At 42.7% G+C, this 16,603-nt stretch carries 8 protein-coding genes; 5 read left to right on the top strand and 3 right to left on the bottom strand.

Annotated features, from left to right (window positions below):
• Positions 1 to 37: 37 nt before the first annotated feature.
• The 4 genes from lpdA to G3R48_RS14155 all read left to right on the top strand — a co-directional run bounded on the left by lpdA (position 38) and on the right by G3R48_RS14155 (position 8,565).
• Complete coding sequence (gene lpdA / locus G3R48_RS14170; RefSeq protein ID WP_153665707.1) at positions 38 to 1,468, top strand: dihydrolipoyl dehydrogenase; 1,431 nt, start codon at positions 38 to 40, stop codon at positions 1,466 to 1,468.
• Positions 1,469 to 1,709: 241 nt separating this feature from the next.
• Positions 1,710 to 2,603: a ligand-binding sensor domain-containing protein gene (locus tag G3R48_RS14165; RefSeq protein ID WP_153665705.1), complete on the top strand. Its 894-nt coding sequence runs from the start codon at positions 1,710 to 1,712 to the stop codon at positions 2,601 to 2,603.
• Positions 2,585 to 6,109, top strand: coding sequence for a bifunctional diguanylate cyclase/phosphodiesterase (locus tag G3R48_RS17390; protein WP_153665703.1), 3,525 nt, complete (start codon positions 2,585 to 2,587; stop codon positions 6,107 to 6,109). Before G3R48_RS14165 ends, G3R48_RS17390 begins: the two co-directional genes overlap by 19 nt.
• Before the next feature lie 137 nt (positions 6,110 to 6,246).
• On the top strand, positions 6,247 to 8,565 hold the full coding sequence (locus tag G3R48_RS14155) for a patatin-like phospholipase family protein (protein ID WP_153665701.1): 2,319 nt from the start codon (positions 6,247 to 6,249) through the stop codon (positions 8,563 to 8,565).
• A gap of 127 nt (positions 8,566 to 8,692) precedes the next feature.
• Here the strand turns inward: G3R48_RS14155 and hxpB are convergent, their stop codons facing one another.
• Entirely contained in the window at positions 8,693 to 9,358 is a 666-nt protein-coding gene (gene hxpB, locus G3R48_RS14150) for a hexitol phosphatase HxpB (RefSeq protein ID WP_153665699.1), read from the bottom strand.
• A gap of 407 nt (positions 9,359 to 9,765) precedes the next feature.
• On the opposite strand from hxpB, the gene acnB reads away from it, so the two are divergent.
• Positions 9,766 to 12,363, top strand: coding sequence for a bifunctional aconitate hydratase 2/2-methylisocitrate dehydratase (gene acnB / locus G3R48_RS14145; protein WP_212593372.1), 2,598 nt, complete (start codon positions 9,766 to 9,768; stop codon positions 12,361 to 12,363).
• A gap of 1,428 nt (positions 12,364 to 13,791) precedes the next feature.
• Here the strand turns inward: acnB and G3R48_RS14140 are convergent.
• Positions 13,792 to 14,304, bottom strand: coding sequence for a TlpA family protein disulfide reductase (locus G3R48_RS14140; protein WP_153665695.1), 513 nt, complete (start codon positions 14,302 to 14,304; stop codon positions 13,792 to 13,794).
• Positions 14,279 to 16,414 carry a TonB-dependent receptor plug domain-containing protein gene (locus G3R48_RS14135; protein ID WP_153665693.1) on the bottom strand — a complete coding sequence of 712 codons (2,136 nt, stop codon included), beginning with the start codon at positions 16,412 to 16,414 and terminating at the stop codon, positions 14,279 to 14,281. Before G3R48_RS14135 ends, G3R48_RS14140 begins: the two co-directional genes overlap by 26 nt.
• Positions 16,415 to 16,603: the final 189 nt, after the last annotated feature.

The following is a 16,603-nucleotide window of genomic DNA, read 5'->3' as shown; positions in this document are numbered from 1 at the left end:
CCGTCTCCCTAACGGAATAAAGAGATTAGAGGAAGTCATGAGTAAAGAAATTAGCACTCAAGTAGTCGTACTCGGCGCAGGCCCAGCAGGTTATTCTGCGGCTTTTCGTGCTGCAGATTTAGGTTTAGATACCGTTATTATTGAACGTTTTGATACCTTAGGTGGTGTGTGCTTAAACGTAGGTTGTATTCCTTCAAAAGCATTATTGCACGTTGCTAAAGTCATCGAAGAAGCAAAAGCTGTTGCCGATCATGGTGTGGTTTTTGGCGAGCCTAAAATTGACTTAGACAAGCTGCGCAGCTTTAAAGAAAAAGTCGTTGGTCAGCTAACTGGCGGTTTAGGCGGCATGTCTAAAATGCGCAAAGTAGACGTGGTAAACGGTTTTGGTAAATTTACCGGCCCAAATACCATTGAAGTTCAAGGTGCTGACGGCGTAACCGTTGTTAACTTTGAACATGCCATCATTGCAGCGGGTTCTCGTCCAATTCAATTACCGTTTATTCCACATGATGACCCACGTATTTGGGATTCAACAGATGCCTTAGAACTAAAAGAAGTACCGGGCAAATTGTTAGTCATGGGTGGCGGTATTATTGGGCTTGAAATGGGTACAGTGTACTCATCATTAGGCACAGATATCGACGTGGTTGAAATGTTCGACCAAGTTATTCCTGCGGCAGATAAAGACGTAGTACGTATTTTCACTAAGCAAATTAAGAAGAAGTTTAACCTTATTTTGCAAACCAAAGTGACCGCTGTAGAAGCCAAAGAAGACGGCATTTACGTGACGATGGAAGGTAAAAAAGCGCCAGCTGAACCTGTGCGTTACGACGCAGTATTAGTGGCAATTGGCCGTACTCCAAATGGCAAGTCACTGGATGCTGAAAAAGCCGGTATTAATGTTGATGAGCGCGGCTTTATCAATGTTGATAAGCAAATGCGTACCAATGTGAATAACATCTTTGCCATTGGTGACATCGTTGGCCAACCAATGTTGGCACATAAAGGTGTGCATGAAGGCCATGTTGCTGCTGAAGTTATTTCAGGTCTTAAGCACTTCTTTGACCCGAAAGTCATTCCTTCAATTGCCTACACTGACCCTGAAGTCGCGTGGGTAGGGCTAACTGAAAAAGAAGCTAAAGAGCAAGATATTGCTTATGAAACCGCTTCTTTCCCATGGGCTGCAAGTGGACGTGCGATTGCATCAGATGCCAGCGAAGGTATGACGAAGTTAATTTTCGACAAAGAAACTCACCGCGTTATTGGTGGCGCAATTGTTGGTGTTAATGGTGGTGAATTGTTGGGCGAAATTGGCTTAGCGATAGAAATGGGTTGTGATGCTGAAGATTTAGCGCTCACTATTCATGCTCACCCAACATTACATGAGTCTGTTGGCCTTGCTGCAGAAGTGTACGAAGGTTCAATTACTGATCTACCTAACCCAAAAGCGGTTAAAAAGAAGAAATAATAACAAACGTAAGAATATGTACAAAAACACCCGCTTAGGGTGTTTTTTTATTTTTGAAGCCAAATTTGATGTTATATTTCGTCAACTCTTCGTTACACAGTTGTTTTATGGTGAGTGTAGCTGTTAATTAAAATAAAGAGTTTATGATACTAACAATACGGTTAGGGAAAGAGAGCGAAACGTTCTAACTGAAGATTTGGAGTTTGTTATTACAGTCGTCATTCGAAATGTTGTAACGCTAATGTTATTAGCGTTTTCGTTGTCCATTCATTTTAGTGTTGCAGGGCCGTCAAAACGAGTGTTTGATGAGCGCGATGGCTTATCAGGCGGTGCGATATTTGACATTAATTTTGACGACTATGGTTTTGTTTGGTTAGCGACCGAGCAAGGGCTGTATCGTGCCAGCAGCTCAATGGTGCGCCGAATTGATAAAGTCGGCTTTGAATCCATGCTTGAGCACGAGAAGCTGCATACGGTGAAATCCGTTGATGCTAACACCTTATATGTCGGCGCTTTTTCTGGCAATTATCTTTATGACATTCATCAAAATCAATTCACTAAACTCAGCCTTGAAGATATCGAAACTTCACCGCTAACCCACATTATTAAAGCCAAACCAGGTTTGTTCGGCCAATTTTACGCCTTATCCAAAAATGGTCATGTTTTTCAAATGAACAAGGCTAAACAGCAGTTAGATTTTGAATTTAGCCTCACTGCGACAACGGATACCCATTGGCGTGATTTTGCAGAACTTGACGATTCCAGTATGATTTTTATCGGCAAGAGAAGTGTCATTTGGGTTGCCCCACATCGCCGACAAATCAACATTAATTGGCCAAGTGAATATGGCGAAATTAATGAAATACTCGTTGCCAACAATCAAGTTTGGTTAATGGCCTCAAAAGGCTTATTTACTGTCGATTTAGATGAGAAAAAGATTACGACCATCGACAATATGCCGTACTTCTTAAAAGCAGGTGTAATAGACCAAGAAGGTATGTTTTGGTTAGGCGGCTATGACGGCTTAATTAAATGGGATCCTATTAAAAATCTACAAATAAATTATAAACAACAGTTAAAAATGCCGCCAACATTAACTACGTGTTTGACCTTGCCGTGGATAAAAATGGTTTAGTATGGGTGGGGAGTTCTGGCGGTCGCTTAGCCTTATTGAGTCCGCCATCTGGCTTCATTCGTGACACGTTTACCACATTGCCACCTTATGAATTACCGTCAGAATTAGTCTGGTCAATATACAGCGATGAAGACAAAGTTTGGTTGGGGTTAGATGGTGGTGTCGCTGTTGTCGATAGGCAGACAAAACAAAGCCACTCAATTAACTTAGCAGACTTTCTTGCCAGTGACAGTGTGTATTACATTGGTGAACTTGATGAACAGCATCTCATCGTGACGGGCACCAATGGCGTTTATGTTATTAATAAGCATAATCATCAAAGCCAATCGTTTGGCGAATTTACTGGCCAACAACAATCGCTTGAAAATGGGGTGGTGCTCAAGGTCTATCAAGACGAAAACGACAGCCAGCGGTATTGGTTTCCAAGTACGTTAGGGCTGCATTTTTGGGATAAAAATAGCAATGAGTTATCTCGATTACCCTTACAGGGAGAGGCCGCAGGCGACTTGTGGGTGAGTGATATTTTGCGTGACCGACAAGGTCGTTTGTGGGTGAGCGGTGTCCATTTTGGTTATTTGGATGAGCAGTTAACATTTCATTCTAAAATGAGTGTGCTTAATCGCGTTAATACCAATTTGAAGATCAGTGGTTTACTTGAAGTTGCTCCCAATGTGCTCTGGTTATCAACCACTCAAAGCGGAATTTACGAATACGATATTAACCAAGATACCATCAGCCGACTCGATCAGCGATGGCAAGTTAATTGCGAAGTGATTTACTTTCAAACACAAACTGCAACCGACAATATTGTCGGTTGCAAAGACATGATCATTAAAGTCAGTCGTGATAATGGTCAAATTGAAAGCTTTCCTTTGCGAGACGGCATGATTTCAGATGAACTCAATGAATCAGCGATTTTTTACCGTGAAGATCTTGGCTTATTTGTCGGAACACCTCATGGAGCCATGCTGATTGACCCGCAATTGCTCAAAAGTGATAGTACCAAAGATCAAATCATCCTCGAATCGGTATCCGTTTATTATGATGGCACTAAAACCATGAGCTTAGTGCCAAAACAAAACTTGTCGATAAAACCCGGTGCTCGCTTACTAAGCTTTCACATTGCGTCATTAGACTTTTTAGACCCTAAACCCATTACCTTACAGTACCGATTAAACCAACAAGGCAAAAAAAAGGGCAGTTACTTCTTGCTAGAAGGCCAGTCACAAATCAATATCTCAGGGCTTAATGCCGGTCACTATACCTTAGAGCTCAAATACATGCGCAACAGCGTGTGGACAGACACCCCATTTACTTACTCGTTTACTGTTGAACAATCGCTGTGGGGGTCTTATGAGTTTAAGGCCGTCATCATCATCTTGTTTTTCTTGCTTTGTATTGCGGTGATTATTTTCCGCAATAAACAAATCAACCGCTTTAAAAGTATTAACCAAGCGTTGATTGAAAGTGACGATCAACTGCGTCAAGCGCTCAAAGGCAGTGACTCCGATTTATGGGAATGGCGAAGTTCCACTCAAAAAGTTTACCTTGAAAACCGCGGTGGTATTTTGGGTACCAATATTAAAACCGAAGGTCACTTAAGTGAAATACCTATTCATCCAGATGATATTGAACGCGCAACCAAAGCATGGAAAACGCTAATTGACTGCAATAAAGATATGATTAATATCGAATACCGCTTTCGATATTCTGACACGCAATGGCGCTGGTTACGTATTCGCGGCCGAGCAGTGTCGTTTAACACCACGACAGGGCGCTTAGAACGGGCCGTGGGTATTTTTACTGATGTCACCCAACAAAAGCAGCTAGAAAGTGAAATTCAATTACTGGCAGAAGCCTTTGAAAACACCTCTGAAGGTATGTTGATTTTAGGCGATAAAGGCAATATTAAAGTCAGCAATGCTGCGGCGAACCTTATCTTGAGATCCCGTGAAGAAGAGCTTATCACCACGGCGTTTTCAGACCTTGTGGTCAGCGGCGGTAAACCATTGATCATCGACCAACTCTTTGGCCAAGAAAATAACTGGCGTGGTGAGCGGCAATTTAAGCGAGTAGACAACTCCACATGCCCTGTATGGTTAAACATTTCAATGATGCTTAACAGCCAAGGCTTACCGCAACATTATGTGGTGGTGTTTTCTGATATCACTGAGCGCAAGCAAAACGTGTTAGATCTTAAAAACTTGGCTAATAGGGATACATTAACCGGCCTTGCCAATCGTTCGATGTTCTCAAGGCAGTTATCGAAAATTATCAACCAGCCTAATCCCAGTAAAGAAAAAGTTGCACTGTTATTTTTAGATTTAGACCGTTTTAAGCATGTTAATGACTCTTATGGTCATAGTATGGGCGATGCATTATTAGTGGAGGCGGCGAAACGCTTGCAAGCATGCCTGTCACAAAACCATCTTCTGTGCCGATTTGGTGGCGATGAATTTGTCGTACTACTGCGCGGGGTTGATGGCGTGGACCAGATTAATCAACATGCTGAAAAACTATTGCAACGCATTGAAGCGCCATTTCATTTACAAGGGCGAGAGTTCTTCATTTCCACCAGTATTGGTATCAGTATTTGGCCCGACGACAGTATCGACTCGGAAACCTTAATTAAAAATGCCGATTTGGCGATGTACCATGCCAAAGAAGAAGGCCGAGGATTGTTTAGGTATTACTCCGCCGAGCGCAATTCTGCATCACTTTATCATTTACGACTTGAAGCCGACTTACGTAAAGCAATTGATTTAAAAGAATTTGAATTGCACTACCAACCGCAAGTAAACATTCTTCACGATGACAAATTTGTTGGCATGGAAGCGCTTATTCGTTGGCATCATCCACGAGAGGGTAACATAAGACCTGATGTGTTTATTAGTGTGGCAGAAGCCAGTGGCTTGATTGTGCAAATTGATCGTTGGGTATTACGGCAAGCTTGTATAGACGGTGCGCGCTGGCGCGATAAAATTGACCAACCGTTTAGGTTGTCAGTTAACGTTTCGGCCGTGCACTTTAGGCAAACAGATTTTATCGATGTGTTGACCTGCATTATGCTTGAAACTGGCATGAAAGCCGAAAATCTCGCCCTTGAAATTACTGAAGGGGTATTAATGAAAGAGCTGCAACTGGCGACAGAAAACTTGTCGAAACTGAAAAAGCTCGGCATTGAAGTCGCTATTGACGACTTTGGTACAGGTTATTCGTCACTGGCTTATCTGCGTAACTTTGAGGTCAATACGTTAAAAATTGATCGCTCGTTCTTAATTGATATTGGTGCGAATAAAAAAGACCAAGCGATAGTGAGCAGTATTACCGAGTTGGCGCGTAACTTGAAGTTAGACGTGGTGGCAGAAGGGATTGAAACCAAAGAACAACTAGAGCAAGTATTTGGGCGTGGTTGTTACATTATTCAAGGTTATTACTTTGCTAAACCTATGCCGCGCCAAGCACTAGACAGGTATTTGAACATTATTGATGACGAGGATAATTAACAGAACGATGCGCGCCAAAACCGTTTAGGTTTAGCGTGCTATCAGCATAGGAAAAAACCATCATTAAAGCTCAACCGTGAAGAGTATTTATTTGATAGAATGACAGTATTTACTCTTTAAGCGCATTGGAAGCCAACATGCTATTAGTCCGATTATCTCTAGCATTCTGCCTAAGCCTTTTACTCTTTTCTACTAATGTATTGGCAGAAAAGACCTTAAAAGACACGCCCACTGACTATCAAAACTCCGCAATTTACGCCAAAGATGATTCTGGCTATTCTCCAAATAATGCAACCCATGCTCATAGTCGGCCAACGATTGGTTTAGTGCTTAGTGGCGGCGGGGCAAAAGGGGCTGCGCATATTGGGGTGCTTAAAGTACTTGAGGCGAATCATATCCCGGTAGACTACATTGCTGGCACTAGTATTGGCTCATATGTGGGCGGCATGTACGCGATGGGTTATAGCGCCGATGAGATTGAAAAAATCATGTTCAATAGTAATTGGGCTGAAGGCTACTCTGACACTATCGCGCGCGAAGATTTAAGTTATCGTGACAAGCAGTTGCGCGACCGGTTTAATATTCCACTTAACTTAGGTTTTAATGACGGTAAAGTGACCTTGCCCGGTGGCTTATTACGCGGCCAAACCATGTCACTGCTGCTAAGGCAATCAACGGACTTAATTGAACAGTATGGCGATTTTGACTCGTTATCTATTCCTTATCGCGCAGTGGCGACTGACTTGGCGTCCAGTAAAGCGGTGGTATTAAGTAAAGGCAGTATTGTTAAAGCCATGCAAGCCTCTGCCACCGTGCCAGGTGCGCTGCAACCAAGTGAAATGGACGGTAAATTATTGGTTGATGGCGGCATTGCCAACAACATGCCTGTTGATGTGGTCAAAGCCATGGGCGCAGATATTGTTATTGCGGTCGATATTGGCTCGCCGCTAGCCGGTAAAGAGTCGTTAGACAGTGCTATTTCGGTACTTGAACAACTGTCGACTATCTTGACGCAAGCCAGTGCAACCAAACAAAAAGCCTTATTAAGCTCGCACGATATTTTGATTCGCCCTGCTATTGACGACATGAGCACCACTGATTTCACCATTATGCCTCAGGCGCTTAAAGTGGGTATAGAAGCGGCAAATTTACACTTATCAGCATTGCAAAAATTGTCAGTAAGCGATCAAGAATATCAACAATACCTTGATAAAAAACAGCAACGCCGCCAACTGTGGAGTGACCCGATTAAACGCCCATTAATGGCAATTAATTTCGATAACGACTCCAAAGTCAGTCAGCGTTTATTACAAGAAACGCTTGATTTTCACGTCGGAGAAGTCATTACCAAGGTTCAACTCGACGCCGCCCTTAAGCGCTTATATGCATTGAATAAATTTGAACGTGTTGATGCTGAATTTACTGACACCCCAACAGGGCGAAAGTTAACGGTTACCACCAAAGGCAAGTCGTGGGGGCCAAATTATTTCCAAGCGGGTTTTAATTGGGAAGATGACTTTACTTTAGAGTCTGCCATGACCTTTAGCATGGCTTATACCATGACTGACTTAACGCCCTTTGGCGGTGAATGGCGTAATGAGGTGGAGCTAGGTTATCGTTCAATGTTGGCCACTGAGTTTTATCAACCGTTAGATAATGACCAGCGTTTTTATAGCTTGGCACGGGTACAATACGACAGTAAAAAATGGTCGCTTTATCAAAACAACGAAAAAATTCACGACTTAGATAACAATGTCGGCAACGTTAATGTGGGCGTCGGGATTAACTTTTCGAATAAAGGCTTATTAGAAATAGGTTCGTTATTTGAACGTGGGCGTATTGAAGAAGATTACTATTTACCACAAACATTAATATATCAATCATGGGGGGGGTACTTTAAGGTCGCTTACGACACGCTTAATTCGATTAGTTTCCCAACCGAAGGCAATCGTTTCACCTTTATTACTCGCGCACGTGACGAACACTTCAATGACACCAGTTTACCGACCAAAGATGGCGTAAGTTGGGAGTTTGAAGCCGACTGGAAAGGGGCGCTAAACTTAGGTAATCACGCGATTGTGGGGAAAGCGGAGGTTGCCACTGCCGATAGTGAAAACGGCTTTACCGTTCATCCATCAGAACTGGGGGGCTTTTTAAATTTGTCGGGTTACCACAAGCAAGCCTTAACTGGGGCGCATAAAGTCTTTGCTGCCATTTTATATCAGTATGATTTAAGTGGTGCGCTGACCTTTACCGAGTTGCCAGTGTATTTAGGTACCAGTTTAGAGGCCGGTAATGTGTGGCAAACGCGCGGAGATATGGATATCAAAGATCTCATCTATTCAAGCAGTTTATATCTTGGAACCGACACTGACTGGGGGCCTGCAGCACTCGGTTTTGGTTTTACCGATACGGGTGAGCAAGCATTTTACTTATTTATTGGTAAAAACTTCTAGTTGGCCTTGATAATAAAAAAGGCACTAAAAAGGGCGAATTAGCGCCCTTTTTTCTTGCCTGCTTACGCTGTCACGAGGCAGCCAGGGTTAAGTAAAACAACAAATTCATTCATTAACGCCAAAACAATCAACCTAGGTGGTAATACGCAGTTAATGTACTGCTAATGGTGTTGGCATCTTTGAGCTGGTGGTGGGCGATACTCCAGGTAGATTCATGGGCAAAACGGGCCTCAGGAATGGCGATAGTTTGCATATTCGCCGCCCGCGCTGCCACTAAACCATTAAATGAATCTTCAATTGCGATGCAATGCTGCGGGTTAACATTTAAGGCGCTAGCGCAGTTTAAATAGACTTCAGGGTGTGGTTTACCATAGGGCAAATGCTCTGCCGAGGTGATTGCATTAAATGTGTTGTTTAGCTGCAATTTTTCCAATACAGCATCAATGATATAGCGCGGAGATGACGTGGCTAAGCCGATTTTTAAGCCATTTTCTTTGCTCCACTTTAATGCCTGCTCAATACCTGTGAGCGCTTGGCCTTGCTCACTAATATATGCCACTACCTTAGCGGTAATGTCTTGTGCGGTCTGCTGATTATTATAGGGCTGCCATGGTTTTCGTTGCTGCCAATAATCGACAACTTGGTCAATGCGTAGGCCAATAGTTTGCTCTACATCGGTAGGCTGCAGGTGTAATCCCAGTTGATTAAAAACGGCTAGTTCAGCAGCTTGCCACGCCGGTTCTGAATCAATTATTACGCCGTCCATATCAAATATAATTGCTTTAATATTCATTAATAACCTATATATATTCAGTTTTCACAGCGGTAACGCGTCGCGGTTAACGCAAGTTAGTCAGCATTAAATTAACATTTTTTAAAAAAGAGGTGCTGATTTTTTAGCGGATAGATAAGATAAAATTTTAAATACGTCCACTTTTTAAGTATATGTTTTTAATTAGTTTTAATAATGTTTTAAACTGTTGTTTGCTTTTGAGAAGCTGATCCTTATGTTAAATTGACTTAGTGAGGCAGTATCACTGGGTGTTTTCGTGTTTCTTAGAGTGTGATCAGATTCATACTTTTTCAAAGCTGTAGTATACTGCGGGTCGGATTTCAAGCCCGAACCTGTGGAATTGTTGGTGCGACATTGAAGACGCACTAGGTTTCGCCGTAAGGCGCAAAACAAAGAGGAATGTTGCCGTGCTAGAAGCATATCGTAAACACGTCGAAGAGCGTGCTGCAGAGGGCGTAGTCCCTAAGCCATTAGATTCACAACAAGTGTCTGAGCTGGTTAAGTTAATTGAAACTCCACCTGCGGGTGAAGAAGCGGTCATTCTCGACTTATTAGAAAACCGTATTCCCCCTGGTGTTGATGAAGCTGCCTACGTAAAAGCAGCCTTTTTAGACGCTGTTGCTAAAGGCGCAGTAACGTCTCCTATTTTAAGCGCAGAACGCGCCACTGAACTGCTTGGTACTATGCAAGGTGGTTACAATATTGAGCCATTGATTGCGCAGTTAAACAATGACGCACTGGCGCCTATCGCAGTAAAAGCCTTATCAAATACCTTATTAATGTTTGATGCTTACCACGACGTGGTAGAAAAAATGCAAGCCGGTAACGACTTTGCCAAGCAAATCGTTAACTCGTGGGCACAAGCAGATTGGTTCTTAAGTCGTCCAAAATTAGCTGAAAAAATTTCACTCACTGTGTTTAAAGTGTCAGGTGAAACCAACACCGATGACTTATCTCCAGCGCCTGATGCTTGGTCACGTCCTGATATTCCACTGCATGCATTAGCCATGCTTAAAAATGCCCGTGACGGTATTGTGCCAGATGTTGCCGGTACGGTTGGCCCAATTAAAGAAATTGAAGCCCTTAAAGCGAAAGGTAACCCATTAGTTTATGTCGGCGACGTTGTGGGTACAGGTTCTTCACGTAAATCAGCAACTAACTCAGTGCTATGGTTTATGGGTGATGATATCCCCAATGTACCTAACAAACGCGCTGGTGGTTTCTGTTTAGGTGGCAAAATCGCGCCAATCTTCTTTAACACAATGGAAGATGCTGGTGCACTGCCAATTGAACTTGACGTTAGTAAAATGGAAATGGGCGATGTTATCGACATTTATCCATATGAAGGCGTGGTTAAGCGCAATGGTAGCGGTGAAGTCATTTCTACCTTTGAACTCAAAACAGATGTACTGCTTGATGAAGTACGCGCTGGTGGACGTATTCCATTAATTATTGGCCGTGGTTTAACCGACCGTGCGCGCGAGACCTTAGGTCTAGGTGTGTCAGATGTGTTTGTTCGCCCAAGTGATGTGGCCGATTCTGGTAAAGGTTACACCCTTGCCCAGAAAATGGTGGGCAAAGCATGCGGCGTAACAGGGGTTCGTCCTGGCCAATATTGTGAACCTAAAATGACCTCCGTTGGTTCGCAAGATACGACCGGTCCAATGACGCGCGATGAATTAAAAGATTTAGCGTGTTTAGGCTTTAGCGCTGACTTAACCATGCAATCTTTTTGTCACACCGCAGCATATCCAAAACCCATTGATGTGAACACGCATCAAACATTGCCAGATTTCATCATGAACCGTGGTGGTGTTGCGCTTCGTCCAGGTGACGGGGTCATTCACTCTTGGTTAAACCGTATGTTATTGCCTGATACTGTAGGGACTGGTGGTGATTCACATACTCGTTTCCCAATTGGTATTTCATTCCCCGCAGGTTCTGGTTTAGTCGCATTTGCTGCTGCAACAGGTGTGATGCCGCTTGATATGCCAGAGTCAATTTTGGTGCGCTTTAAAGGTGAGATGCAACCGGGTATTACATTACGTGACCTTGTGCATTCCATCCCGTTAAAAGCAATTGAAATGGGGCTGTTAACCGTTGAGAAGAAAGGCAAAATCAATGCATTCTCCGGTCGTGTATTAGAAATTGAAGGTCTTGAGCAACTAAAAGTTGAGCAAGCATTCGAATTATCTGACGCATCAGCTGAGCGTAGCGCGGCAGGTTGTACCATTAAGCTAGATAAAGAGCCTATCATTGAATACCTAAACTCAAACATCGTGATGTTGAAGTGGATGATTTCTGAAGGCTATGGCGACCGTCGTACGATTGAGCGCCGTGTTAAATGCATGCAAGAGTGGATTGCTAATCCAGAGCTGATGGATGCTGATAGCGATGCAGAATACGCTGAAGTTATCGAAATCGATTTAGCTGACATTAAAGAGCCCATTCTTTGTGCACCGAATGACCCAGATGACGCAGTATTATTATCATCAGTTGTTGATACTAAAATCGACGAAGTATTCGTTGGCTCTTGCATGACTAACATTGGTCACTTCCGCGCAACCGGTAAGATGCTAGATAAGTTCGCGACAACGTTACCAACGCGTTTGTGGATTGCACCGCCAACGAAGATGGATAAAGATCAACTCACAGAAGAAGGCTACTACGCCATCTTTGGCCGTGTTGGTGCACGAATTGAGATCCCAGGTTGTTCACTGTGTATGGGTAACCAAGCACGTGTTGCTGAGAACTCAACCGTCGTATCAACCTCGACGCGTAACTTCCCGAACCGTTTAGGTACAGGCGCAAATGTTTACTTAGCTTCTGCTGAACTAGCTGCTGTAGCTGCACTGTTAGGTCGTTTACCGTCTCCTGCTGAGTATCAAGAATATGCCAAAGAGTTAGATGCAACAGCTGCTGACACCTACCGTTACTTGAACTTTGATGAAATTGAGTCTTACACTAAGAAAGCTGACAGCGTGATTTTTCAAACTGCAGTTTAAACCACATGGGTTAATGTGTCGGTGTAAATCATAAATTGAAAGCCAGCAGATTTGCTGGCTTTTTTGTGTCTGGAATTTAATTATTGTAACGCTCACACTCCCTGACACAACCTAACGCCCCAGTTTAAGCCCAAAGATGGCAACGCTAATACTTCATATCGCGCGTAATGAAAATAAAAATGGTGATAAGGACGCGGCGGCGCGCGGCCTATTCTTGTTTGTTAGGTATACAGACAAGTTAAAACGAAACAGATTGTGATGAGTGCTATGTTTATCGATGCGCGAATTAACCAATGATACATATGGTAAGAAATACTAAACGTCTTCGTCGCTAACACGATAAGGCTCATTAATGTAAACCATGGGGTACACAGGAAAGTCAGCTTCCATTTTACTAGAGTAATCGCCAAATCGTGTAAAGCGCCACTAATAGCAAAAGTCAGTATAATAGCTAACCACAACGGCAGCTGCTGACTTAATGGTTTCATTACCTTACAAGAAAGGTAATAGCCCCATATTGGATTCCAATAGTGCCAGAATATATAAAATGAGTTTGCCCCTAAGGAACGTTTAAGCATATGGCGCATTGAACTTGGCGCGCCTAGGGCTACACCATTACGTTTTTTTACGTATTCTGATAATGAAATCGTTCGATGCGTGCTCATCTTATATACCTAACGCCCTGTTGTGGTTAACTAATATTGGCTACTCTCTCATTAGAGCTAAAGCTTGAACTTCATCAGGTCCCAGAGTCTACTGTTATGGCCATTTTTACGGTACTTTGCAACCATTATGTATTAATGCGCCCTCTATGCTTTCTATTGTTGCCGTTGGATCAAAGGCAATATCTAGCATATTTTTAGCTCATCTGCGATGAAGCGATAGTCATATGTCTTACTGTAACCTAAAGAGTAACGAGAACCGTAACCAGACCATGCTCCATGACCAAAACAGTCGTGATAGCCCCCGCGATATGAAGATGAAGAACGACCAGAATGTGTTGAGAGGTAATAACCCGTATATAACTGAATTAATCTAAGAACCCCTGTCTTTGCGCTAGCGACTCTCTGTCTTTTTCGAACTCTTGCATATTGTTTCATTAGGTCAGCACAGATAACGTTTTTTGTTGGAAAAAAGTCATAGGCCAAAGCCTTATCTTGGCTAACAACAGCTAATTTATACACCGCTTTGGAGTAAGACGTTAGAATCACAATTCAAGGGACAAATGCATACTTCCAGAAATGCCCAGATTTATCAAAGAAGAAAAGTGGGTTACGCCTTTGTGTATATCCCGATACATTCCATCATTTTTATCAGGTGTCGTTGTCGTGGTGCGGAGAATTTGGGCGTGTCAGTAAAGTAGGTCGGCGTTAACTTGTTTTGTAGGGAGTAACGATACAAGTTAACGCCAATATGTTGCTTATTATTCTAAATAGTACATTCACCATGACTCAGTTCATTGGTGAGCCTGCGTAAGAGCTTTTGTGAGGTGAAACCTCGGTGTTTAGCTACAATATGCCCTTGGTTGTCGATCACTAACGTCGTTGGGTAACCTTTTACTCCTCCACTTTGGCGAATAAACAAATTGCTACTTTGTAATGACTCCAACTGCTTAGAGAAGTGACGCAATTCTCGCTTTAGTTGTTGCTTTGAACCATTATCACCCACAAGGTTGAAGTGTATCTTGTCACCACACGCTTGTTGCAGTTTTTCAATGATATGCCCTTGTTTTTTGCACCATGGGCAACCCGGTTGAAAAATCATCAGTACCGTTGGTTTATTATCTTGATAAGCAACGCTTAACTCACTAGTACGAAGATTTTTCAACGTAATGTTTTCTACCGACATCGCATTGGTATGCGATTGTGCACTTAGCTGGCTACTGACAACTAACGTTGCCAGTAGCAAACCCCTTTTAAAGTGAGCCTTCAATGCCAACATATAATTCTCTACCATGAAGTGGGCCGTATATGTAAGCGACATCGTAGTTACCATCTTGGTCATAAAATAATGGCGAGTCACCGTTGCCAATTTGGGTGTAATCGAAGATGTTCGATAGCCCGCCATACACTTTAATTTGGCCTGTTATGTTGTATTGAACCTTAATATCAGAAACTGAAAACGCAGGGGCGTTTTGTGTTTTAAGTGATGATAGGTCGCCTTTGATATCATAACCTTCATATCCGTAATCGGTTAAATCACGGCTGCCGAACCAGGTTGTGTTCCAAAAAATGGTGTAGTCATCCGTTTTCCATTCAACCTCAATACCCGCTCGAGTTTCAACCGGAGCAATGGTATATGAAGAACGAAATACATCATTGTAGTCATAGTATTCAACACTGCCGTTAATGGTTAGGTTATCGGATAAGCTATAACCTGCAACTAAATCAACGGTAGTAACCGAAGCATCATCTTCTAATTGACTTAAGACCGGGACTCCGTCTTCATTTTCATGCAATGAGGCAAGATTTTTCACATTGGAATGAGCAATAGAGAAGGTGCTGGTAAGGTCGTCAGCATCATAACTAAGTGCATAGTTTGCTGATACCGAGTCTTCTAATGAATCAACTTCAATCAAGTAACCATTTGCTGAATCTAAAATACCGTGGTCGGTTTCAAAGAACGATAAGGGCGCGCGGTAGCCTCGACCAACAGAAAGACGAGACGTTAATGTGTCGCTATGGAAATAACGCATATCAATGCGGGGAGCGACAAAGGTTTTGTCAATTTCTACGCCTGGTTTTTTCTCGTCAATGAAATCAGCGGTAATTTTGTCAACCCGTAATGCCATGGCAATTTCGATGTCGTCAATTGGTGTCCATGTATCTTGAACAAACAGGCCTTTGACATCGTAATCAAATGAATCGCTGACATAGTCGGGCACATTTTGTAATGCTTGAGTGTGTGAGCGCATTTCTTCGGTGCGAAAATCTGCACCATAGGATAAAAAGTGGTTGTCATTTAATTCAGTATCAAATTTAGCGCGGCCATATAGCATGGTGTCTTTAGCGCGATAATCAATGCCTTCATAAAATGAATCTTGGTCATGTTTAGCATAACTAACTGAAAACTCAGACGTGGTATAAGCAGATAGCTCTGTTAACCATTTTATGTAAGCTTCTTCGCGGTTAGTTTCAATCCACTCAGTGGTTTCCCATGCTTTGCCAATATAACGATTATTGACGTTGTTTCCTTCAAATAGTTTATCTGAATCAACGCCGTCATAACTAGAAATGGCTTCTTGAATTGACCCAACAGTATCACCAATAACAGGGCCGCCAAAAATCTCACTTCGCAGCTTTGCAACACGAATATGAAGATTATTTGTATCATTTAAATCGTGGCTGACCAATGCACTTAAGTTAAAGTTTTCTTGGAATGGCGATTCACTTACGCCATTGTCATCAAGATCTTCTTGTTCTTTTTTGTCATATTGACCGACGAGTGTGAGACCTGTTCTACCATCTTCTGACACCCCTGTGGCCATCCCTTTTAGTGCTTCAACACCGTGAGCCCCTTTTGAAACGTCGACTGTCGCTTGGTTTTCATAAGCTTGTTTGGTCACAATGTTTACGGTGCCACCAATCGCTTCGGGGGCAATCAACGATGCACCAGCACCACGGGCTGTTTCTATTCGATCCACTCCTGTGGTTGGCACGGCATCAACGGCATAATAACCAGAAATCATTGTGTGAGTGGGTAAGCCATCCACCAAAATGGTGGTGTGCTCACCTTTCATGCCATTCAACATAATGCGTTTTACACCACACATTGAACATTCATCTGACACGTTAATACCTGGTTCATTGTTAATGGCTTGGGTTAAACTTAATGCATTTTTGTTCTTGATCATGAGTTCATCAAGCACTTCTGTTTTTTGGATAACATCTTTCAGTCGACCATCTTGTTGCAGCTTTTGGCGTACGCCTCTAACTTGAATCACTTCGACTTCATTATCTGTAGAAGCGGTTGATTGACTGGTAATTGTTTGTGCTTGGGTGGTGAACGATAGGGCGCTGAGCACTGCCACTGTTAAAATTGAATACTTCATAGGGTCAACTTTTGTTAAGTGAATGACGGAGATGTTTGTTGCTTCGATGTTAATCTTGGCGAGATGTTAATGAGAATTAATGCTAAAGACAAATGATATTGATTGTCATTTAGTGGAAGTGAGTGTTAGTGCACAAAACGGATCAGAATTGTCTACTTTCCCTTCAATGAAGTGAGGGGGTTAACATAG

The organism is Shewanella intestini, assembly GCF_018221465.1.
Classification (GTDB): domain Bacteria; phylum Pseudomonadota; class Gammaproteobacteria; order Enterobacterales; family Shewanellaceae; genus Shewanella; species Shewanella intestini.
The sequence above is the reverse complement of the archived record's forward strand: the minus strand, read 5'-3'. Positions and strand labels throughout refer to the sequence as shown.

Excerpts from the sequence above, each read along its gene's own strand:
- G3R48_RS14155 (WP_153665701.1), top strand. The coding sequence starts at position 6,247 with ATGCTATTAGTCCGATTATCTCTAGCATTCTGCCTAAGCCTTTTACTC.
- hxpB (WP_153665699.1), bottom strand. The coding sequence starts at position 9,358 with ATGAATATTAAAGCAATTATATTTGATATGGACGGCGTAATAATTGAT.
- G3R48_RS14140 (WP_153665695.1), bottom strand. The coding sequence starts at position 14,304 with ATGTTGGCATTGAAGGCTCACTTTAAAAGGGGTTTGCTACTGGCAACG.
- G3R48_RS14165 (WP_153665705.1), top strand. The coding sequence starts at position 1,710 with ATGTTATTAGCGTTTTCGTTGTCCATTCATTTTAGTGTTGCAGGGCCG.
- lpdA (WP_153665707.1), top strand. The coding sequence starts at position 38 with ATGAGTAAAGAAATTAGCACTCAAGTAGTCGTACTCGGCGCAGGCCCA.
- G3R48_RS14135 (WP_153665693.1), bottom strand. The coding sequence starts at position 16,414 with ATGAAGTATTCAATTTTAACAGTGGCAGTGCTCAGCGCCCTATCGTTC.